Origin of the sequence: Paenibacillus sp. FSL R7-0179 (assembly GCF_038002265.1) — a bacterium.
Taxonomy (GTDB): domain Bacteria; phylum Bacillota; class Bacilli; order Paenibacillales; family Paenibacillaceae; genus Paenibacillus_AQ.
On record NZ_JBBOCC010000001.1, the window covers coordinates 3691319 to 3712459 of the forward strand.

The window sequence follows — 21141 nt, forward strand, 5'->3', positions numbered from 1 at the left end:
AAGCTAAAAATATAGGCTGCACGCCGGTTGCAGCTTTTAGTAGTCATTGCCTAATAATATTTCTGACCTGCCTCAGGAGGGCGTGCTATAATCGGTTTAGCATTTATTACTAACTCAAGCGGCGGTGACAGGTTTGTATCCCAAAATCAATGAATATCTATACCTCCAGGTCGCATCCAGCGATGCGGCAGAGTCTGAGATCCAGTACCGGGCAAGGATTGCTGATATGGAGGATGAGAGCATCCTGATAGAAATCCCAATGCAGGAGAGCAATGGCCGGCTTAAGAAGCTGTTCGTCGGTGACGAGCTGTCGGTCTATTTTCTCACAGAGGGCGGCATCAAGAATTACTTCAATACCCATGTGCTCGGATTCAAGGAAGATGTCATCCGGATGGTCCGGCTGCGCAAGCCTGAGGCAGAATCCATCTTCAAAATTCAGCGCCGCAGCTTCTTCCGCGTCAATGCCGAGCTGGAGCTGGCCGTTAAGGATGCCCTGGGCAGCCGGTTTCTGGTGCGCACCGAGGATATCGGCGGCGGCGGGACGTCATTCTTAAGCGATGCCAAGATTACATTAGGGGTGGCAGACAAGCTGTCCTGCTGGCTGCTCGTCTCCTACCGCAACGGAAGCACAGAGCATGTTAATTTCGAAGGCGAGATTGTGCGGATCAAACCGCTGGAGACCGGGAGAAATCTGGTCATGGTTAAATTCTCCGCCATTTCCGATACGGAGCGGCAAAAAATTATCCGGTACTGCTTTGAACGCCAATTCGATTTCCGCAACCGCTGATTCCCTGTCAGGAATCTTCAAACGGGCCCTAAATCAGCTTTTTTCTCTCTAAAAAACCTCAATGTCATTTTGCACTGGGGTTCAAACTGTGGTATAATTTTATAAGTCGCAGGCAATGCCTGCTTTTTTCTTGAGAATATCAGCAAGTTCCTAGAGAGATATGTCGATAGGCGTATTTCTGCGGAAGAGTGTTTGAGGAGGAATGCCCCGTTGGACAGGCAGGATACACATACTAACGACCGAATTAACGTCGCCATCGACGGACCTGCCGGGGCAGGCAAGAGCACTGTAGCCCGATTGGTAGCACGGGAGCTGTCTTACATCTATGTGGACACGGGTGCCATGTACCGGGCAATCACCTGGTATATGCTTCGTGAAGGCATAGCTGCAGAGAATCATGAGCTGGTGGACCGGAAGGTCCGGAATATGGCGATTGAGCTTCTGCCGGAGAAAGATCTGCAGAAAGTGCTGATTAATGGGGAAGACATGACCCCGCATATCCGCAGTCTTCAGGTCAGCGGCCAGGTGTCGCAGTATTCGAAGATTGAGGGTGTCAGATCCAGACTGAGTCACTTGCAGCGTCAGATGGCGCTCCGCAAGGGAGTCGTAATGGATGGCCGGGATATCGGTACAACCGTACTGCCGGATGCCGAAGTGAAGATTTTCATGACGGCAAGTGTGGAGGAGCGTGCTCTCCGTCGTTACAAGGAACTGAAGGATACGGAAACAGTGACTCTCCAGCAGCTTGAATATGATATTGCAGCGCGGGACCGGCTTGATGAAGGCCGGGAGATTTCACCGCTGCGCCGTGCCGAGGATGCTATTCTTCTCGATACGACGCATATGGATATCCTTCAGGCCGTGGAAGCCATCGTCTCCCACTGCAGAACCTATGTTAACGGGGAGAGAAATCATCTATGATTTATGCATTTTGCGTGGCCTTGCTTCGAATGATTTATGCCATACTGTTCCCGCTTAAGATTGTGGGAAGAGAGAATGTGCCGAAGGAGGGTGGAGTCCTGCTCTGCGCGAATCACATCAGCCTGCTTGATCCTATGACGATCGGCATTAAGCTGAAGCGACAGGTAAGATATATGGCCAAGGCGGAATTATTCAATGTTCCTGTGCTGGGCTGGCTCATCAAGCAATTGGGTGCATTTCCTGTCAAGCGTGGCGGCGTAAGCAAAGAATCCATTAAGACGTCCCTCAATACGCTTCGCAGCGGACATGTGATGGGCATCTTTCCGGAAGGAACGCGGAACTCCGATTCCGGTTCAGCCAAGAAGGGCGCAGCGAGCTTCGCGCTCCGCAGCGGCGCAGCCGTTGTGCCGGCAGCTATTATCGGTTCCTACAAGCCATTCCGCCGGATGACTGTAGTGTATGGGGCACCCATAGACCTCAGCGCATTTGAAGGTGCGGGAAGTGATTCTCTGGAAGCTGTAACCGATGTTATTATGGGACGCATCCATGAAATGATCAGTACCGGTAAGCCCAGTTCGCGGTAAGTCCGGGAGTCAAATCCCCTGCTTCCGTGAATAGCTTATAAATTACAGCATAACCGCTATTTTTTGGAACATACTAAGCAACAAAGTGAAATGGTTTAACGAAGCATTGATTGTTTTGAACTCTGCTCTACGCGGGTTTAAATAAATGGGGTTTTGAATCGAGGAGGGTAATCACATGTCTGAAGAAATTAAGAATCAAGAAGCTGCGGATAACGTTGAGAATAACGAGACCGTAGACAAGGCAGAAGCTGTGGAATCCGCTGTAACCGAATCTGCAGAAGTTGTTGCCAGCAATGAAGAAGAAGTGACAAGCCAGGAAGGTCTGGAAATCATTTCTCTGAAAAAAGGCGATACCGTGAAAGGAACAATCGTCAAAATCGAAGATAACCAAGCTTATGTAAGCATTGGATATAAATACGACGGCGTTATTCCTATTCGCGAATTGTCTTCCGTTCAGCTGGACAATGCCGCAGCAGCGGTAGAAGTTGGCCAGGAAGTGGAATGCAAGGTTGTCAGCATCAACGACAACAAGGAGAGCCTGGTGCTGTCCAAGCGTGCCATCGACAGCGAGAAATCATGGGAAGATCTGGAGAAGTATTTCGCTTCCCAGGAATCCTTCGAAGTTACTGTAGCTGATGTTGTCAAAGGCGGCCTTGTGGCTGACGTTGGCGCACGCGGCTTCATCCCTGCTTCCATGGTTGAGCGTCACTTCGTTGAAGATTTCAGCGACTACAAGGGCCGCACACTGCGTGTCAAGGTGAAAGAACTTGACCGTGAGAACAGCAAGGTAATTCTCTCCGCCAAAGAAGTTCTGGAGGAAGAATTCGAAGCTAACAAGCAGAAGATTATGGCTGAGCTGTCCGAAGGCCAAATCATCGAAGGTACGGTTCAACGTCTGACTCAATTCGGCGCATTCGTCGATGTTGGCGGCGTAGACGGACTGGTTCACGTATCCGAGATCGCTTGGAACCACGTAGAGAAGCCATCCGATGTAGTATCCGAAGGCGACAAGGTTCGTGTTAAAGTACTTAAGGTTGATCCTGAAAAGGGCAAAATCAGCCTCAGCATCAAAGCCGGTGCTCCGGGTCCTTGGGATTCCGCAGCAGGTCAGATCAACATCGGCGATGTGGTTACAGGCGAAGTTAAACGCCTTGTAAACTTCGGCGCATTCGTTGAACTGCTGCCAGGCGTTGAAGGCCTTGTGCATATCTCCCAGATCTCCCACAAGCACATTGGTACTCCGCACGAAGTGCTTAAGGAAGGACAGGAAGTACAAGTGAAAGTGCTTGACTTCAACCCATCCGAGAAGCGCGTCAGCCTGAGCATCAAGGAAACTGAAGAAGCTCCGGCTCCTTCGGCAAGACCAGAACGCAGCAACAGCAGAGACAGAGCCCCTAAAGAAGTGCTGAACAATCCTAACGTATCGCTCAGCAATGAAGGCCTCAGCTTCACACTGGCTGAACGTTTCGGTGACAAGCTGGACAAATTCAAGGGTAACAACTAATCCCTTTGTTATCTCATCATAACGGGTAAAGTAATCGGCGAGCCCTCGATCAGAGGGTTCGCCGATTGTCTTTTCACGGTTAGCCAATTGGAATGTTTTTTGCTATGATGAGTAACGTAAGGAAGACAGGAGGAATGAATATGGCAAGACCCGTAGTGGCCATTGTCGGCAGGCCTAACGTCGGAAAGTCGACGATTTTTAACCGGCTGATTGGCGATAGATTGGCCATCGTAGAAGATAAACCGGGGATTACACGTGACCGGATATATGGAGTCTCCGACTGGAACGGCAAATCCTTCAGTGTCATTGATACTGGCGGGATTGAGATTGACGGAGAAGACGCTATTCTGAAATCCATCCGCGTTCAGGCGGAGCTGGCGATTGAGGAAGCGGATGTGATCGTCTTCATGTGCGAGGCGAAGAGCGGACTCACGAGTTCGGATGAGGAAGTGGCGCAGATTCTGTTCCGTTCCGGCAAGCCGATTGTTCTGGCTATCAATAAAGTCGATAACATGAAGCGCACCGAAGATATTTATGAATTTTACACCCTTGGAATTGGTGATCCAATCGGCATTTCAGGAAGCCACGGAACCGGAATCGGCGATCTGCTGGATGCGGTTGTTGAACGTCTGCCAGATAAGGTAGATGAGGAATATGATGAAGATGTCATCCGTGTGGCCTTAATCGGACGTCCGAATGTGGGTAAATCTTCACTGGTCAATGCGATTCTGGGTGAAGAACGCGTTATTGTCAGTGATGTTGCGGGAACTACACGCGATGCGATTGATACGCCGTTCGAACGGGATGGCCAGCGTTATGTGCTGATCGATACAGCGGGCATGCGCAAACGCGGCAAGGTCTATGAGAACACGGAGAAATACAGTGTCATGAGAGCCATGAAGGCGATTGAGCGTGCTGATGTTGTACTCGTTGTAATCAACGGCGAAGAAGGCATCATCGACCAGGACAAGCACATTGCCGGGTATGCCCATGATGCAGGTAAGGCCTCAGTCTTTGTCGTCAATAAATGGGATGCCATTGAGAAAGACGACAAGACGATGCAGAATTTCGAACGTACCATCCGCGATCACTTCCTCTTCATGAGCTATGCTCCGGTGGTATTCCTGTCTGCGCTTACCAAACAGCGTCTGCAGAAGCTGCTGCCGGTCGTACAGCATGTGGCCCAACAGCACGCCCTGCGGATTACTACCCATCTGGTGAATGATGTGGTGTCGGATGCTGTGGCGATCAATCCTCCGCCTACGGACAAAGGCCGCCGTCTGCGCATTAACTATGTAACTCAGGTTGCTGTAAAGCCGCCGACCATCGTGGTATTCGTCAATGATCCTTCGCTGATGCACTTCTCCTATGAGCGTTACCTGGAGAACAAGATCCGTGCAGCGTTCAATTTCGAAGGTACACCGATCCGCCTGTTTACACGGCGCAAATCCGAGAACGAAGGTTAGGGGAGAAGAGTAGTGGCGTTTGAACTTCTGGTTATCGTTATAAGCTATCTGCTTGGCTCCGTCAGCTTCAGTGTACTGCTCGCCCGGCTGCTTAAGGGGATTGATATCCGCCAATATGGAAGCGGCAATGCGGGAGCGACCAATACGCTGCGTGTGATGGGGAAGGGACCGGCCATACTGGTGCTGTTTCTGGACGTACTGAAGGGAATTGCCGCAGTCTGGCTTGGCACATGGGCCGGGGGATGGGGAAGCTGGGTCGCAGTGGTCTGCGGACTCGCTGCGATCATCGGGCATAACTGGCCGGTCTATTTTCACTTTCGCGGGGGAAAAGGGATTGCAACGACGATTGGTGTGATGGCTACGCTGGTATTCTGGCCTGCGCTGCTTGCCGGTCTGATTGCTATTCTTGCTATTGTACTTACACGGTATGTCTCGCTGGGCTCGCTGATTTTTGTGGCGCTTACTCCAGTCTTCCTGTTGTTCACGGAGCATACAACCCCGGAGCTATGGGGAAGTCTGATCATTGTGGTGTTCGCCTTCTGGCGTCACCGCAGCAATATCGTGAAGATCTCGCAGGGCCGTGAGAACAAAATCGGCTCCAAAGCCAAGGAGGGGAATCGCGTTGTCTGATAAAGTAACCGTGCTGGTCGCGGGCAGTTGGGGAACTGCGCTGGCTACTGTGCTGGCGGCTAACCACTCGGAGGTTTATCTGTGGACGCGAAAGCCTGAGCAGGCTGCCGAGATTAACGAGACACATACGAATCAACATTTCCTGCCGGGAATCAAGCTCCCCGGGAATATTATTGCCACCACGGACATGGAGACTGCCGTCTCCGGTTCGAAGGCGGTAGTCATTGTCGCGCCTTCTTCCGGAATGCGTCAGGTGGCGCATAGTCTTAAGCCATTCTGGAAGGACGATATGCTCTGCATTCACGCGACGAAGGGCTTCGAGACCGAGACCATGAAGCGGATGTCCACAGTGATCTCAGAAGAGCTGGGCTGCGGCGAAGGTGACATTGTTGTGCTCTCCGGGCCGAGCCATGCGGAAGAAGTGGTACGGCTCTGTCCGACCACGGTCGTAGTGGCTTCGCCGGATGAGGGCCGTGCCAAGGCGGCGCAGGGGCTGTTCATTAACAATGACTTCCGTGTGTATACCAACAGGGATCAGCTGGGCGTAGAGCTGGCTGGTGCACTGAAGAATATTATCGCGCTGGGTGCAGGGCTGTCCGACGGGCTGGGCTTCGGGGACAACGCGAAGGCGGCGCTGCTTACCCGCGGCCTGGCCGAGATCTCCAGGGTCGGTGTGGAGATGGGAGCGAATCCCTTAACCTTCTCCGGCCTTGCCGGACTCGGGGACCTGGTCGTAACGGCAACGAGCCAGCACAGCCGGAACTGGCGCGCGGGCTCCATGCTGGGCCAGGGCCGGCCGCTGAATGAGGTGCTGGACTCGATGGGGATGGTTGTAGAAGGCATCCGGACAACGGAGGTGGCTTATGCGATCTCGCTGAAGCTGGGCGTACAGATGCCGATTACCGACCAGATTTATCATGTGCTGTTCAAGGGCAGAACACCGCGTAATGCCGTGGAAGCTCTGATGGGCCGTGACCGCAAGACGGAGATGGAGGCTATTTCCCAGGAGACCTGGGAGCAGTGGCATTCCTGATCACGTTCACCTTTTGCCGGAATATCTCATATGTTGTTAATGGGGATTGACGGAGGAGGGATGAACAGTGAGCAGAGATTTTTCCAAGGATGCTTTGAACGCCATCAACAAGAAGACGGGCAAAAACATTTCGGAAGGTGCCATCAAAAAGCTGGCCGGTACGGTTAAGCCGGGCACCACACAGAATGAAGCCCAGCTCCGCCAGTTAATTAAACAGGTATCCGCTATGGCCAAAGTGCCGGTCAGCGAGGCTACCGTGCAGGAGATCGTCAATGCTGTTAAAAAAGGCGGCGCCGGTTCCGGTACAATGGAGTCTTTAATGAAAATGATGCTGAAAAAATAGCATATCCGTGAAGTAAGGCCATTCCTGCCGGGATGGCTCTTTTTCAGACTGGGCATAACTCCGGAAGGCAAGCTGATTCCGCGGTTGATGCCCTTTTTTTCTATTGGCAGGGGCTAATCTGTAAATTAATACTTAAAAAATGACGGGTTTCACGCTATAATAGTCGCAATCCGGGAAAAGTGAAATGGAGGCGCATGACCTATGGACCCGATGACAAAAATGTGGCTGTCTCTGATTGCGGTACTGATTATGGGCTTATCCGTTTTTTTGATTACTTTTGCACGCAGCAAGACGAAGGGCCTGCTTAGAGCAGTTTTATCGGTCATTGCCTTTGTCATCCTGCTGATCGGGGTTTTGGGCGGGGCCGCTTCAATTATGTAAGCATTTACATTATACTCAGGCAGACGTATTTCTGACAGAATCGTTAGTTGATTTTACAGGAATGGAGCGTGTGTAGATTGATTGCCGGTTCAGGAATTCCTTATGTGCTGGAGACGGCACTGGGCAGCATTGCGGAGGAGCTGGATGGTATCGGGCCGGGTAAGCCGCCGGTGTGGCTGCTGGGGGGAAGCTGCGGTTTGCTGCTGCACGGGGTTCAGCTGAGCGCTGCTCCGCGCGATATTGATCTCTATTGTGATCTGGAGGATACCGCGCAGCTTCATCAGGCACTGCTGAGATACACGGTCTGTGCGCCGGTAGAGGATTATAGCGGAGGCTGTTACTCTCTGCGCGGGCTCTACTTCATCGGGGAGGTGAAGGTTGAGCTGGTGGGCGGATTCAGGATCGGAGGCGGCTCCGGGCAGTATTCAGTGGATATCAGCAAGCTGCAGCCTTATGCTCCGATATATGCGCTTGAAGGGAGCGGACGGCTGGCACTGATGCCGCTCGTCCATGAGCTAATCTTCAATCTGCTGCGCGGCAGGGAAGAACGCTGCCGGGCTATTGCTGAGCTGGTTAAGCGGGATATAAACAGTCATCTGCCGCTTCTGAAACAGCTCGTCGAGGAGAATCATCTGGAAGCCGCCGGCCTGCAGCCCAGGCTGGACAAGCTGCTGGGGATCACTGAATCTATACGTATATAACCTGAATGCAGGGAAGGAGGCTGTAAGATGAATGCGAAATCGCAAATAACGGTCACTTTCCTTCCGGAACAACGCACAGCTTCTGTCAAGCATGGTACATCGCTGCTGGAGGCTGTGCGCAAAGCCGGAATTGTCCTGCCTACCCGCTGCGGGGGCAAGGCGGGGTGCATGATGTGCAAAGTGTCGGTGGAGCATGGGGAGGCCGGGGCACTCAGACCTCCTGCGGAGGCGGAGAAGCGCAAGCTTGGCAGCCTGCTGGATGAAGGCGTCCGCCTTGCCTGTCAGGCCGCTGTATGGGGTGATGTCAGGGTGCATATCCCCGAGGACCCGCTGAAAGCGGCTGTACGCCGCAGGCTGGAAGCGGCGCGCCGTGGCGAAACGGAGGACTTATGGTGAAGGCTACTACAGGCACATACGCAACCATAAACGAACAGAGAGGAGCCCTGCGAATGGACTCTATGCAGCTGGTGAAGCTCCGGCAGAGGCGGAACAGGTCTGCTATTCTGCTGCCTTTGCTTGTCCTGCTGCTCTTGTCTCTAAGCGGCTGCATGTATCCCCGGGAGCAGCAGCAGCCCGGCAGCAGTTACCGCGAGAGTGTGAAGCGGGTGCAGGCTGCGGTCGATGATTATCAGGAGCAGAATGGGCTGCTGCCGATCTTGACCAGCGATCAGGCCACGCCCAGATACGAGAAATTCGTGATTGACCTGAATAAGCTGCAGCAGGAAGGATACCTGGATGAGATCCCGGCAGCAGCGTTCGAGAAGGGCGGGAGCGCCCGTTTCCTTGTGCTGGATGAGGAGACGGACCCGCAGGTCAAACTGATGGACCTGGTGACCGTGCAGAAGGTTAACGATATCCAGCGTAAGGTGAACCTCTATAAGTCTGCCTACGGCGGGAAGCTTCCGGCAGGAGAGGAGCTGTATCCGGGCCTTGTGTCCATTGACGCCAAACGGGCAGGGACCGCGACAATCAAGCTAAGCAGCGTATATTCGGGCCAGCCGCTGGAATTCCTGATGGATAGCAGCGGGACGGTCTATGTGGATTACAGCGGGGATATCTCCTCGGCCATAGATAAGAACGGCAGTGAACCTGCGGCAGACCGTGATCTGCGTCTGGAGCTGGACCAGGCTTCTTATTATGTTCCCGTCAAGTCACTCCCTTACCTGTGGGCCCACGGCCGTCCGGTTCCGCAGGCTCCGCAAGAATAACGATGCAGTATTTTTACTTAAAGCAGCAGATCTCCGAGGGCGGGGACTGCTGCTTTTTTGCCAGGAAGGATAGTAGTTCTAGGGTGCAGGCCTCCCTCATAGACTTGATGAGAAGACTTCCGGGTGTCTTGACGCAGTGGCTAGCTGGAACTGGTATACGAAATTTCAGATGCAAAATGCGCGGACGCTTGTCATAAATCCGTTACGGATACATATGATGATACTAGTCCAAATGCATGTCCGAGCATTCGGAGTTTAGCGCGGGGCAACCTTGCTTCGCCTCAGGCAAGTAAGCTAGGCTTCGGGCGGGCAAAGCTTAGTCCGGTGGTTGTCCTGCAAGGGTCAGTTTGCCGGCGGAACGCGAAGTCGATGCTCTTCAGGCATTTTTTCTTCGGAGTAATATGAGGAGGGGATCTCTTTTGGAAAAAGTGGATATTTTCAAGGACATTGCCGAGCGTACCGGCGGAGACATTTATCTTGGCGTCGTCGGCGCGGTTCGCACGGGGAAATCGACATTCATCAAGCGCTTCATGGAAACGATTGTTCTGCCAAACATCACCAGTGAATCAGACCGCGTAAGAGCGGTCGATGAGCTGCCGCAAAGTGCGGCAGGCAAAACGATTATGACTACCGAGCCTAAATTCGTACCCAACAATGCGGTGCAGATTAAGGTGGCCGAAGGGCTGGAGGTCAACGTCCGGCTGGTCGATTGTGTAGGCTATGCAGTAGAAGGAGCAAAAGGGTATGAGGATGAGAATGGTCCGCGGATGATCTCGACGCCATGGTTCGAGGAACCGATTCCTTTCCAGGAAGCGGCTGAAATCGGGACACGCAAGGTCATTCAGGAGCACTCCACTCTGGGTGTGGTAGTCACTACAGACGGTACGATTGCTGAGATTCCGCGGAGCTCGTATGTCGATTCCGAAGAGCGCGTCATTGCAGAGCTAAAGGAGGTCGGCAAGCCGTTCGTGCTGGTCATCAACTCAACCCGGCCGCGCAGTGAGGAAGTCCAGCAGCTCCGCAGTGAGCTTGCCCTCAAATATGACATTCCGGTGATGACGCTCAGCGCTGCGAATATGACCGAGGACGATGTAACCGGTGTACTGCGCGAAGTGCTGTATGAATTCCCTGTACATGAAGTCAATGTTAACCTGCCAAGCTGGGTGATGGTGCTGGGTGAGAATCACTGGCTGCGCAGCAGCTATGAGAATTCTGTCCGCGATACCGTGAAGGATATCCGCCGTCTGCGTGATGTGGACCGCCTGGTCTCACAGTTTACCGAATATGATTTCATCGACCGGGCAGGCCTCAGCGGCATGAACATGGGCCAGGGGGTAGCCGAGATCGACCTCTATGCTCCCGAAGAACTGTATGATCAGGTGCTGATGGAGGTAGTCGGGGTCGAGATCCGCGGCAAGGATCACCTGCTCCAGCTGATGCAGGACTTCTCCCACGCCAAGCGCGAATATGACCGCTTCTCGGAAGCACTGGAAATGGTGAAGACCACGGGGTATGGCATCGCCGCACCTTCCCTGGCTGAGATGGCGCTGGATGAACCTGAGCTGATCCGTCAAGGCTCCCGCTTCGGAGTCCGGCTGAAGGCTACGGCACCGTCGATCCACATGATCCGGGTGGATGTCGAGTCGGAGTTCTCGCCGATCATCGGTACGGAGAAGCAGAGTGAAGAGCTGGTGCGCTACCTGATGCAGGACTTTGAGAATGACCCGATCAAAATCTGGGAATCCGATATCTTCGGCCGGTCCCTGCATTCCATAGTCCGCGAAGGCATCCAGGGTAAGATCGCGATGATGCCGGACAATGCCCGCTACAAGCTGCAGGAAACGCTGGGCCGGATTATCAACGAGGGCTCGGGCGGCCTGATCGCCATCATCCTCTAAATAAAATAAGCTTGTCCTTTGGAGCGGGAGCATTTCCCGCTCTTTTGCTATTTCCGGGTCCGCATGCGGATAGAGTGGAAAAGGGGAATTCTCCCTGGAAAGCTTCCGTTTTTACGGCATAACTGGTAGTAATAGACTGCGCAATTACAGCGGAATGATGGGAAACCTGCTACTTTCTGCTCCTTTTTTAAGGAACGCCTTGATATTATGGTTGGGCTGTATTACTATAAGTTTGTTGCGCTTCTAGAAGAGAGGTGCCAGTACCCTAGTAATAAACGGGATTATCACGTATATTTTACGTTGAAACGGAAACAGTGTATGATACCGGAACTTTTAACCAGGGAGGTGAGAAGACATGAATAAATCAGATTTGATCAATGTAGTTACAGAAGCAACTGAACTTCCCAAAAAAGATGCTACGAAAGCGGTAGATGCCGTTTTTGAAGCAATCACAGGTGCACTGCAAAGCGGCGATAAGGTTCAGCTGGTTGGCTTCGGAAACTTTGAAGTGCGCGAACGTTCCGCACGTAAAGGCCGCAACCCGCAGACTGGTGAAGAAATCGAAATTCCTTCAAGCAAAGTACCGGCTTTCAAACCCGGTAAAGCGCTGAAAGACGGAATCAAATAAAGATTTCTACATATCTGCCCCATAGTCCTTGAATACCAACGATGCCGCCTTCCAGGGCGGCATTTGTTTTTGAGAGGCTCATAAACTTTGAGGAGGATTACAATGACTGAGAAGAAGAATGAAGTGAATCCTGCGCCGTCCGGCAGCGACTACATCGTAGTTAAGGCCAAGGAGAACGGTGTTCAGGTCATCGGGCTGACCAGAGGGCTGGACACACGGTTTCACCATACGGAGAAGCTGGACAAAGGCGAGGTGCTCATTGCCCAATTCACCGATCACACCTCAGCAATGAAAATCCGCGGCAAGGCTGAAATCTGGAGCAAACACGGACAATTAGAGAGTGAAAGCTGAAAAGCAGGCATAGCCTGCTTTTTTTCAAAATATAACTAGATATGGGCCGCTCTGCGGTGCCGTATAATCCTGCATAGCAGCGGAAACTATGAGTAGGGGGGCATGTTATGAACCGGAGCTGGCTGATCGGAACGGCGTTGCTGCTTAGTGCAGCTGCTACCCTGCTGCTGCCGCAATTGGCCGGCAACGTTCTAACTGCTCAGAGCAAGTATAGCGCAGTACACACTATAGGGCCGGAGGGCATGGTGCTGGAGAATGACAATCTGGTAGATGCGCTGAGTGAGATTCCGCTGAGTCTGATGATCGACAAGGCTGGCTGGGAGAACGGGGTATTGTCGCTGGATCTCAAGGTGAATGGTGATGTCCACGAACCTCAGGAGCTGTACCGCAACATGGCTCTGGCGGTCGGGTTCGCGATTCAGGAGACCTCGAACGTGGACCAGCTCCTGCTGCGTGTGGTGGCAGAGGATCAGTGGCTGGATACCCGCCGCCTGCTCCTTGCGGGGGATATCCGCCGCAGCGAGTGGACCCCTCTGCTCCAGGAGGCGCTGGAGAACGCAGGCAATTCGCCTCTTCCCGATTACCTGAAGAACGGCTTCCGCATTAGCGAAAGCGAGCTGTGGAAGAAACAGTTCATTTATCCCTGAACTGGGTAATTGAAACTAGAAGGCTTCACTCGTGCGTGACAAAAAAACATGTGATATAATAGACAAGATTGTGAACAAATCATTTTGACAAACGTCAATGGCTTCGGAGGCTAAAATGAAACCGTACCGCATACCGCAACTGGCTAAACCCTACACCGACTACGATATGATTCAGCGGCATACGGAACTGCCGCCGTTCTCAGACGGGCGGGGTCATTTGTTATATATTTTTCTCGGCAGAGGCCGGGGGGCAGACTTCCAGCAGGGAGAGCTGTTCACTCTGGTGACCGGACTCGTCCAGCTTGGACTGGATACCCATGAGAGCATTGACCGGAATCATGAAGAGCCCGGCGGTGATATGATGCGCACCCGCCAGCTGAAGGTTCTGGCCGGTGATTATTTCAGCAGCTGGTTCTACCATCTGCTCGCGAAGCACGGTCAGATTGAAATGGTGGGCACGCTCAGCACGGCTATCGCTGATTTCAATGTGATGAAGGCCAATCTTTACGGCAAGATGAGCGGAACGCTTGTCCAGGCCGAACAATACTTGAAGCACACGGTACAGCTCAATATGCGGCTGTTTCTTTCTTTTACACCGATGATTGAAGAGTCCCTGAGAGACATCTGGCAGAAGCTGCTCGCCGAATTCAGCCAGTGTGAGACTGCAGCCCAGGAATTGCGCCGGGGGGCAACTCCGGCAAGTGCGCTGGAGGGCTATGCTTACTGGAAGGTGATGGAGTCGGCGGCCGAAGAGGAACGTCAGCAGCTTAAGGATCAGACTCTGGACCCCAAGGACTGGCAGAAGCTGAAGCTGAGGTGCAAATGTGATACACTGCTGACGGACAAGCTGCATAGTTCGCTTGCGTCCATTCAGTCGTTATTGCAGAGCATCAGGGACGAGGAACTGGCGGGTCAGCTTAGATCAGCACTGGACCGCCTACTTCTGCAAATGAAAATTTCCGGACAAGCTGCCGTGGAGGGTTAGAGAATGACAGTAGATAAAGCTACCGTAACAGGCGGGCAAGGCGAGAAGCCGAAGGAGCAATTTGTCCATTCGGTATTTGAGAGCATTGCCGGCAAATATGATCTGATGAATGATATTCTGAGCTTCCGGCGCCATAAGGCCTGGCGGAAGTTCACCATGCGTAAGATGGGCATGAAGCGCGGGGACTCGGCAGTGGACCTGTGCTGCGGAACCTGCGACTGGAGCATTGCCCTCGCTGATGCGAGCGAGACCGGAAATGTTATGGGGCTGGACTTCAGCGCAGGCATGCTGGAGGTGGGACGGCGCAAGGTGGAAGCACGCGGACTGCAGGACCGGATTTCCCTGATTCAGGGGAATGCGATGGAGCTGCCGTTCGGTGATAATTCGTTCGATTACGCAACGATTGGCTTTGGACTTCGTAATGTGCCTGATCCCGTTCAGGTGCTGGGTGAGATGAAGCGTGTGGTGAAGCCCGGCGGTATGGTAGTATGTCTGGAGCTGTCGAAGCCAATGAAGCAGCCGTTCAAAGGTATTTATTATTTTTATTTCCAGCGTGTGCTTCCACTGCTCGGCAGGCTGTTCGCCAAGCGGTATGAGCAATATAAATGGCTTCCTGAATCACTGGCACTCTTCCCGGACAGGAAGCAATTAGAGGAGATCTTCCGGGACATAGGACTTACAAAAGTGGAATCGTTCCCCTTGAATGGTGGCATCGCAGCGTTACATCTTGGACTCAAGGAGAACTGTAATGTTTAAGAAAATCGGTATTTTTCTACAAATGATTAAATTCGAACACACAGTTTTTGCTTTACCCTTTGCCTTTATGGGAGCTTTGCTGGGTTCAGTAGTTATGTTTGGGGAACTGCCCTCCTGGAGCCAGATCGGATGGGTAGTTGTTGCTATGTTCGGCGCACGCAGCGCGGCCATGGGGCTTAACCGGCTGATCGACCGGATCAGTGATGCGAAGAATCCCCGGACAGCGGGAAGAGCCATTCCGGCAGGATTACTGAAGGTTGGAGAGGTATCGTTATTCATCGCGTTCTCGTTCTTTTTGCTGTTCTGGGCAGCCTTCAAGCTCAATCCTCTGTCAGCGAAGCTGCTGCCGATTGCTGTTTTTCTGCTGGTCATCTATTCCTTCACCAAACGCTTCACCTGGGCCTGTCACCTGATTCTCGGGCTTACGATTGCCCTTGCGCCTCTCGGCGGTTGGGTTGCAGTTACAGGAACGGTGGACTTGACTGCTATGATCTTCTATTTCACGATCGTATTCTGGACAGCAGGCTTTGATATCATTTACTCCTGCCAGGATGTGGACTTCGACCGCAAGGAAGGGCTGTATTCGATTCCGGTGCGCTTCGGGGTGGCCCGTGCGCTGGGGATAGCCAAGGTCTTTCACCTGCTGACAGCCCTGGGCTTCATCTCTCTCTTGTTCATCACGGAGCTGAGCTGGTGGTATGTAGCCGGCATGGTGATTGCTTATATTATACTGTTCTATGAGCACTACATTGTGTCTCCGGGTGATCTAAGCAAGCTGCAGACTGCTTTCTTCACCATGAACGGTGTGCTTAGCATTGTAGTCTTTTCCTTTACTCTGATTGACCTGGTGGTGCAGTTCTACAAATGACCGAACTTAAGCCAAAGAACTTCGTGGTTGGCATTACCGGTGCGAGCGGGGCTGTCTACGGCATCCGGCTGACAGAGACACTCCTGTCCCTCGGTTATACAGTACATTTGGTGGTCAGTAATGCAGGCTGGCGTGTCTTCAAGGAGGAGCTGGGTTATGCTGTAACTGACAGGGAAGGCCTGCTGAGGGAGCAGTTCGGCAGCTATCCCGGTTCTCTTCTGTATCACCCGGTGCAGGATATCGGTGCTTCGATTGCCAGTGGCTCTTTCCGGACAGAGGGGATGATTATTATGCCCTGCTCAATGGGAACCCTGTCTGCTGTAGCGCATGGAAGCTCGGACAATCTGATGACGCGGGCTGCGGATGTTATGCTGAAGGAAGGGCGTCCGCTCGTTCTCGTGCCCCGGGAGACACCGCTGCATGCGATTCACCTGGAGAACATGCTGAAGCTGTCGCGGATGGGCGTCAAGCTGATTCCGGCGATGCCTGCGTTCTATTACGGTCCTGCCACTATGGATGATCTGATCAATTTCATGGTGGGTAAGGTGCTGGACAGCTTCGGGATTGAGCATACTTTATTTCGCAGATGGGGGAATGAAGGATGACAAACCTGGAACACACCGTCATCGGCAAAATCAGCTACACCAATTCATGGCCGGTCTATCATTATTTCGATCCCTCTGCTTTAAGCTTTCCTGCTGAAATGGTGAGTGAGGTGCCGGCTGTGCTTAACCGGGGAATGGCAGCAGGCGATATTCATGTCGGGGCTTTATCCTCCTTTGCTTACGCCGCGGCCAGCGACCGGCTGCTGCTGCTGCCCGGTCTGTCCGTCAGCGCGGACGGTCCGGTGCGGTCGATATTTCTGTTCTCCAAAAAGCCGCTACATCAGCTTGGCAGCGGAACGATAGCCGTGACGAATACCTCGGCTACCTCGGTCAATCTGCTGAAGATTCTGATGCATAAGGCATTAGGGACCAGCCCGGAGTATATTAGCAGCGATCCCGATCTGAACACCATGATGCAGCAGGCGGATGCCGGACTCCTGATAGGTGACCATGCCATTCGCGCCTCCTGGCAGGATCAGGGCTATGAAGTGACGGATCTGGGCGGGCTGTGGAAGGAATGGACCGGCCATAGTATGACCTTTGCTGTATGGGCGGTTAACCGCAAGGCCGCGGCCCGGAATCCTGAGGCTATTGCCGAGATTGCCGAAGCCTTCGAGCGGAGCAAAAGACGCGGCCTGAATGATCTGGGACCGGTAATTCACGAAGCCTGCTGCACGATCGGGGGCACGGCCTCCTATTGGAGAGATTACTTCCGTAATTTATGTTACGACTTTGGGGAAAGGCAGCAGGAAGGTCTGAACCTCTATTTCCGCTATGCCTATGAAATGGGCCTGCTGCCGCAGGAAGTGAAGATGGAGCTTTGGAGCCACAATCTGCTGACACGGGTGAAAGAATGAAGCGACTGCAAATATTCGGCTTGCTAAGCAAAGATATGGATCAAATTGAGAAAGAGCTATACCGCAGTGTCCAGGGGGATGATGAACTGCTGAGCGAGACCTCTCTGCATCTGTTGAGAGCAGGGGGCAAGCGGCTCCGGCCGGTATTCGTTCTGATGGGCGGCAAATTCGGGACCTATGATCTCGAAAAGCTAAAGCGTGTTGCGATTCCGCTGGAGCTGATTCACAGCGCCTCGCTGGTCCACGATGATGTCATTGACGATGCGGAGCTCCGGCGGGGGGAGCCTACCGTGAAGGCGAAATGGGGCGACAAGATCGCCATGTATACAGGTGACTATATTTATGCCAAGGCACTCGTGATGACTTCAGGGCTGAAGAATCCCCTGATTCATCAGATTCTCTCCAAAGCCATGGTAGAGATGTCCATCGGAGAGATGGAGCAGATCCGCGACTTCTTCAACAGCGGACAGAGCGTGCGCCATTACCTGCGGAGAATCCGCCGGAAGACAGCGCTGCTGATTGCCGTCAGCTGTCAGCTTGGCGCTCTGGCTGCAGATGCGGAGCCGGGAACGGCCAGGCTCCTCTATAATTACGGATATAACGTTGGGATGGCGTTTCAAATCCGTGATGATCTGCTCGATCTCTCCGGAACGGAGAAGCAAATTGGCAAGCCGCCCGGAAGCGATATGCGGCAGGGGAATATCACTCTGCCTGTCATCTACAGTCTGCAGGATGAGCGGCTCCGCAGCCGACTGCTGGAAGAGCTTGAAGCGATTCGTGAAGGGAACACCGGGGTCGGCCGCGCGATCGATCTGATTCTCTCCGGCGACGGGATTTCACGTGCGGAGGAGCTGGCTTCCCGCTATATCGCCAAGGCGCTGGATGCGCTGGAGCAGCTGCCCAGCAACCGGACGAAGCGCAATTTGCGCGATATCGCCTTTTTCGTGACCGGCCGGGCTTATTGAAAATATAACAGCTCACCTGCAAATTTACGTTCACAGATGCCGGGGTTTCTGATAATATCAGACCATAAACAGCCCATTCATTTAGAATAAGGGAAATTGGAGAGTGACTCTATGGAACAAACGTATCTGATGATCAAACCGGATGGTGTACAGCGCGGACTAATCGGACGCATCGTCGCCCGTCTGGAAGACAAGGGATTCAAGCTGGTCGCTGCCAAGCTGATTACTGTTACTGAAGAGCAGGCCAAGAAGCATTATGCGGAGCATGACGGCAAGGATTTTTTCCCGGAGCTGGTAAGCTTCATCACTTCCGGCCCTGTGTTTGCCATGGTATGGGAAGGCGATGATGTCATCGCTTTATCGCGTCTCCTGATCGGCAAAACCAAGGTCGGTGAAGCCCTGCCGGGCACCATCCGCGGGGATTATGCCAGCCATACTCCGCTTAATCTGATTCACGGATCGGATTCACCGGACAGTGCAGCACGTGAGATCGCCAATTTCTTCGCTCCGGATGAGCTGGCACAGTATCATAAAGACATCGCGGCCTGGATGTAAGATCCGGGCAGGAGACAGGAGATTATTATGGCTGAACGTGAAGAATCCTCATTAACCCCGGACCCTGATTACACCGGATTTATCCATAACATTAAGCAAAGCACCGGCATTGACCTTGCGCAGTATAAGGAAGCACAGATGAAGCGGCGGCTGACTACACTCCGTATGAAGAACGGCTACAATAGCTTTAGCGAATTCTATGCGGCAATGATGAAGGACAAGGCTCTGTTCTATGAGTTCCTTGACCGCATGACGATCAATGTCTCTGAATTCTGGCGGAATCCGAACCGCTGGGAAGTGCTGCGGGATGTGATTCTGCCGGAGCTTCAGCGTTCCGGCCGCAGACTGAAGCTATGGAGTGCCGCCTGTTCAACGGGGGAAGAGCCTTATACGCTGGCGATGATTCTCTCGGATAAGAATATTCTGGCCCAGACCGGTATTCTGGCTACAGATATTGATGACGGGGCGCTGGCCAAAGCAAAGCAGGGGATGTATCTGGAGCGCTCCCTGAAGGATGTGCCCAAAGATGTGGCAGACCGGTATTTCACACCTGAAGGCCCGGTCTTCAAGGTCAGCGAAGGACTGAAGAAGAATATTGATTTCCGCAAGCAGAATCTGCTGCTGGATAAATTCGATGAAGGCTTCGATCTGATTATCTGCCGCAATGTCATGATCTACTTCACCGAAGAAGCCAAGAATAAGCTGTATCACAAATTCTCGGCCAGTCTGCGTCCGGGGGGCTATCTTTTCGTGGGCAGCACGGAGCAGATCTTCACACCGGCGCAGTATGGCTTCGAGTCGACTGAAACCTTCTTTTACCGTAAGAAATAGCCTTAGTCTGCTGGAGTCTCCCTTGGTACAAGGTATACTTTAGGCGCTTTTCAGTGATACTGGAAAGTAGGAAGAAACCTAACGCCAAGTGAAAGGTCGTTAATCCAGATGGACAAAAGCAAGGTCATCACCGCGTACCGGCGGGGGTTCCTCACCGTGCGCGAATGCGGGCATATTCTCGGCATTGAGGAGCTTCAGCTCCAGAGCCTGCTCACTGCGGAAGAGGGCAGAACCGGCAGCCGTCTTCCGGCACCCGGCAGCGATGCTCTGGAGACAGGCTCCTGAACGGGGAGCACAGCAGCGCCGCTTCTACTCGAAAGAGCAGGAGCGGCGCTTGTTTTGTTCCGGGGGAAGCGGCGGGATAGTCTATTGCTTTCTTGTCAAAGCGGAGAGCCTATACTATAATAAGCAAAGACATTTAACATTTTAGCGGTTTACAGTCCAAAAGTGTGAAGGGGGAACGCAGCATGAGTTTGCGCTATTTAACAGCGGGGGAAACGCACGGCCCCCAGCTTACAGCCATTATTGAGGGATTGCCCAGTAATTTGACACTTGACTTTGAAGAGCTTAATTTCCAGCTGCACCGGAGACAGAAGGGCTATGGCCGCGGACGCCGGATGCAGATTGAGAAGGATACTGCCCAGATTGCCGGCGGTGTACGCCACGGCTATACTACCGGAGCTCCTGTAGCGCTCATTGTGGAGAACAAGGACTGGACACACTGGAAGAACATTATGAACATTGAGCCGATTCCGGGCAGTGACGAAGAGAAGCGCCGGGTGAACCGTCCACGTCCCGGTCATGCGGACCTGAACGGCGGACTTAAGTATAACCATACCGATCTGCGTAACGTGCTGGAGCGCTCCAGCGCCCGTGAGACAGCCGCAAGAGTAGCCGTAGGCGGAGTAGCGCGTCAGCTGCTTGCAGCCTTCGGGGTGAAGATTGCCGGACAAGTCATCCGGATCGGAGAGATTGAAGCACCTGCTAACGATCTGCCTATCGATGAGCTGATTGCCCGGACTGAAGAATCCTCTGTGCGGGTAGTGGACAAGGAGACGGAGCAGAAGATGGAGGCTTACATAGACAAGATCAAGGAAGAAGGCGACTCCATCGGCGGAATTGTGGAATGTATTGTCGAAGGTCTGCCTATTGGCCTTGGCAGTTATGTACAGTCTGACCGCAAGCTGGATGGTGCCATTGCCGGAGCCGTGATGTCTATTAATGCCTTCAAGGGCGTAGAGATCGGAATCGGCTTCGAAGCCGGGAAGCTGCGCGGCTCACAGGTCCATGACGAGATTATGTATGAAGCCTCGCAGGGGTACTACCGGGCGAGCAACCGGCTGGGCGGGTTCGAAGGCGGAATGACCAATGGAATGCCAGTGGTCGTCAGAGGAGTAATGAAGCCGATCCCGACGCTGTACAAACCGTTGCAGAGTGTGGATATCGATACAAAGGAGCCGTTCACAGCCCAGGTTGAGCGTTCAGATGCCTGTGCCGTTCCGGCAGCTTGTGTCGTACTGGAGAGTGTAGTAGCCTGGGAGATTGCCAAGGCGTTCCTGGACAAATTCGGCGGGGACTCTCTGGAAGAGATCCGCGCGAACTATAATAACTACCTGGCTCAGCTGGAGAGCTACTAA

The 21141-nt window shown here is 53.1% G+C and carries 26 protein-coding genes; all 26 read left to right on the forward strand.

What is annotated here, in order from left to right:
* The first annotated feature begins 133 nt into the window (after positions 1–133).
* On the forward strand, positions 134–787 hold the full coding sequence (locus MKX63_RS16200) for a flagellar brake protein (RefSeq protein ID WP_341018295.1): 654 nt from the start codon (positions 134–136) through the stop codon (positions 785–787).
* A gap of 210 nt (positions 788–997) precedes the next feature.
* Positions 998–1708 (forward strand): (d)CMP kinase, encoded by a 711-nt coding sequence (gene cmk, locus MKX63_RS16205; protein WP_341018296.1) that lies wholly within the window; start codon positions 998–1000, stop codon positions 1706–1708.
* Entirely contained in the window at positions 1705–2292 is a 588-nt protein-coding gene (locus MKX63_RS16210; RefSeq protein WP_036698151.1) for a lysophospholipid acyltransferase family protein, read from the forward strand. The genes cmk and MKX63_RS16210 overlap by 4 nt, the downstream gene beginning before the upstream one ends.
* A gap of 175 nt (positions 2293–2467) precedes the next feature.
* On the forward strand, positions 2468–3796 hold the full coding sequence (rpsA, locus tag MKX63_RS16215) for a 30S ribosomal protein S1 (protein WP_341018299.1): 1329 nt from the start codon (positions 2468–2470) through the stop codon (positions 3794–3796).
* 140 nt (positions 3797–3936) lie between these two features.
* Positions 3937–5262 carry a ribosome biogenesis GTPase Der gene (gene der / locus MKX63_RS16220; protein ID WP_340752867.1) on the forward strand — a complete coding sequence of 442 codons (1326 nt, stop codon included), beginning with the start codon at positions 3937–3939 and terminating at the stop codon, positions 5260–5262.
* A gap of 12 nt (positions 5263–5274) precedes the next feature.
* Entirely contained in the window at positions 5275–5892 is a 618-nt protein-coding gene (gene plsY, locus MKX63_RS16225; protein WP_341018301.1) for a glycerol-3-phosphate 1-O-acyltransferase PlsY, read from the forward strand.
* Entirely contained in the window at positions 5885–6925 is a 1041-nt protein-coding gene (locus MKX63_RS16230) for an NAD(P)H-dependent glycerol-3-phosphate dehydrogenase (RefSeq protein WP_341018303.1), read from the forward strand. Before plsY ends, MKX63_RS16230 begins: the two co-directional genes overlap by 8 nt.
* A gap of 67 nt (positions 6926–6992) precedes the next feature.
* Entirely contained in the window at positions 6993–7268 is a 276-nt protein-coding gene (locus MKX63_RS16235; protein ID WP_036698146.1) for a stage VI sporulation protein F, read from the forward strand.
* A gap of 201 nt (positions 7269–7469) precedes the next feature.
* Complete coding sequence (locus MKX63_RS16240) at positions 7470–7649, forward strand: DUF2768 family protein (protein WP_036698144.1); 180 nt, start codon at positions 7470–7472, stop codon at positions 7647–7649.
* A 77-nt stretch (positions 7650–7726) separates the two neighbouring features.
* On the forward strand, positions 7727–8350 hold the full coding sequence (locus MKX63_RS16245; RefSeq protein WP_341018305.1) for a hypothetical protein: 624 nt from the start codon (positions 7727–7729) through the stop codon (positions 8348–8350).
* 27 nt (positions 8351–8377) lie between these two features.
* Complete coding sequence (locus MKX63_RS16250; protein WP_341018308.1) at positions 8378–8746, forward strand: 2Fe-2S iron-sulfur cluster-binding protein; 369 nt, start codon at positions 8378–8380, stop codon at positions 8744–8746.
* A gap of 53 nt (positions 8747–8799) precedes the next feature.
* Complete coding sequence (locus tag MKX63_RS16255; RefSeq protein ID WP_341018309.1) at positions 8800–9558, forward strand: DUF3939 domain-containing protein; 759 nt, start codon at positions 8800–8802, stop codon at positions 9556–9558.
* A 419-nt stretch (positions 9559–9977) separates the two neighbouring features.
* Positions 9978–11456 carry a stage IV sporulation protein A gene (gene spoIVA / locus MKX63_RS16260; RefSeq protein WP_341018310.1) on the forward strand — a complete coding sequence of 493 codons (1479 nt, stop codon included), beginning with the start codon at positions 9978–9980 and terminating at the stop codon, positions 11454–11456.
* A 355-nt stretch (positions 11457–11811) separates the two neighbouring features.
* Positions 11812–12084, forward strand: coding sequence for an HU family DNA-binding protein (locus tag MKX63_RS16265; protein ID WP_019909963.1), 273 nt, complete (start codon positions 11812–11814; stop codon positions 12082–12084).
* A gap of 102 nt (positions 12085–12186) precedes the next feature.
* The gene (gene mtrB, locus MKX63_RS16270; protein ID WP_051478165.1) at positions 12187–12435 is read left to right on the forward strand and encodes a trp RNA-binding attenuation protein MtrB; all 249 of its coding nucleotides are present in this window, start codon (positions 12187–12189) and stop codon (positions 12433–12435) included.
* 107 nt (positions 12436–12542) lie between these two features.
* Positions 12543–13082, forward strand: coding sequence for a hypothetical protein (locus tag MKX63_RS16275; protein ID WP_341018312.1), 540 nt, complete (start codon positions 12543–12545; stop codon positions 13080–13082).
* 115 nt (positions 13083–13197) lie between these two features.
* Positions 13198–14067, forward strand: coding sequence for a heptaprenyl diphosphate synthase component 1 (locus MKX63_RS16280; RefSeq protein WP_341018314.1), 870 nt, complete (start codon positions 13198–13200; stop codon positions 14065–14067).
* Positions 14068–14070: 3 nt separating this feature from the next.
* Entirely contained in the window at positions 14071–14823 is a 753-nt protein-coding gene (locus tag MKX63_RS16285; RefSeq protein WP_341018316.1) for a demethylmenaquinone methyltransferase, read from the forward strand.
* A complete protein-coding gene (locus MKX63_RS16290) occupies positions 14816–15691 on the forward strand; it encodes a UbiA-like polyprenyltransferase (RefSeq protein ID WP_341018318.1) in 876 nt (291 codons plus the stop codon). Before MKX63_RS16285 ends, MKX63_RS16290 begins: the two co-directional genes overlap by 8 nt.
* 62 nt (positions 15692–15753) lie before the next feature.
* Positions 15754–16296, forward strand: coding sequence for a UbiX family flavin prenyltransferase (locus tag MKX63_RS16295; RefSeq protein ID WP_445321883.1), 543 nt, complete (start codon positions 15754–15756; stop codon positions 16294–16296).
* Positions 16293–17153, forward strand: a complete 861-nt coding sequence (locus MKX63_RS16300; RefSeq protein ID WP_341018321.1) for a menaquinone biosynthetic enzyme MqnA/MqnD family protein — start codon at positions 16293–16295, stop codon at positions 17151–17153. Before MKX63_RS16295 ends, MKX63_RS16300 begins: the two co-directional genes overlap by 4 nt.
* Positions 17150–18118, forward strand: coding sequence for a polyprenyl synthetase family protein (locus MKX63_RS16305; RefSeq protein ID WP_341018324.1), 969 nt, complete (start codon positions 17150–17152; stop codon positions 18116–18118). The genes MKX63_RS16300 and MKX63_RS16305 overlap by 4 nt, the downstream gene beginning before the upstream one ends.
* A 111-nt stretch (positions 18119–18229) precedes the next feature.
* The gene (gene ndk, locus MKX63_RS16310) at positions 18230–18673 is read left to right on the forward strand and encodes a nucleoside-diphosphate kinase (RefSeq protein ID WP_036727303.1); all 444 of its coding nucleotides are present in this window, start codon (positions 18230–18232) and stop codon (positions 18671–18673) included.
* A 27-nt stretch (positions 18674–18700) separates the two neighbouring features.
* Positions 18701–19504 (forward strand): CheR family methyltransferase, encoded by an 804-nt coding sequence (locus MKX63_RS16315; RefSeq protein ID WP_341018326.1) that lies wholly within the window; start codon positions 18701–18703, stop codon positions 19502–19504.
* 108 nt (positions 19505–19612) lie between these two features.
* Positions 19613–19789 (forward strand): hypothetical protein, encoded by a 177-nt coding sequence (locus MKX63_RS16320; RefSeq protein ID WP_341018328.1) that lies wholly within the window; start codon positions 19613–19615, stop codon positions 19787–19789.
* 182 nt (positions 19790–19971) lie between these two features.
* Positions 19972–21141 carry a chorismate synthase gene (gene aroC / locus MKX63_RS16325; protein WP_036727299.1) on the forward strand — a complete coding sequence of 390 codons (1170 nt, stop codon included), beginning with the start codon at positions 19972–19974 and terminating at the stop codon, positions 21139–21141.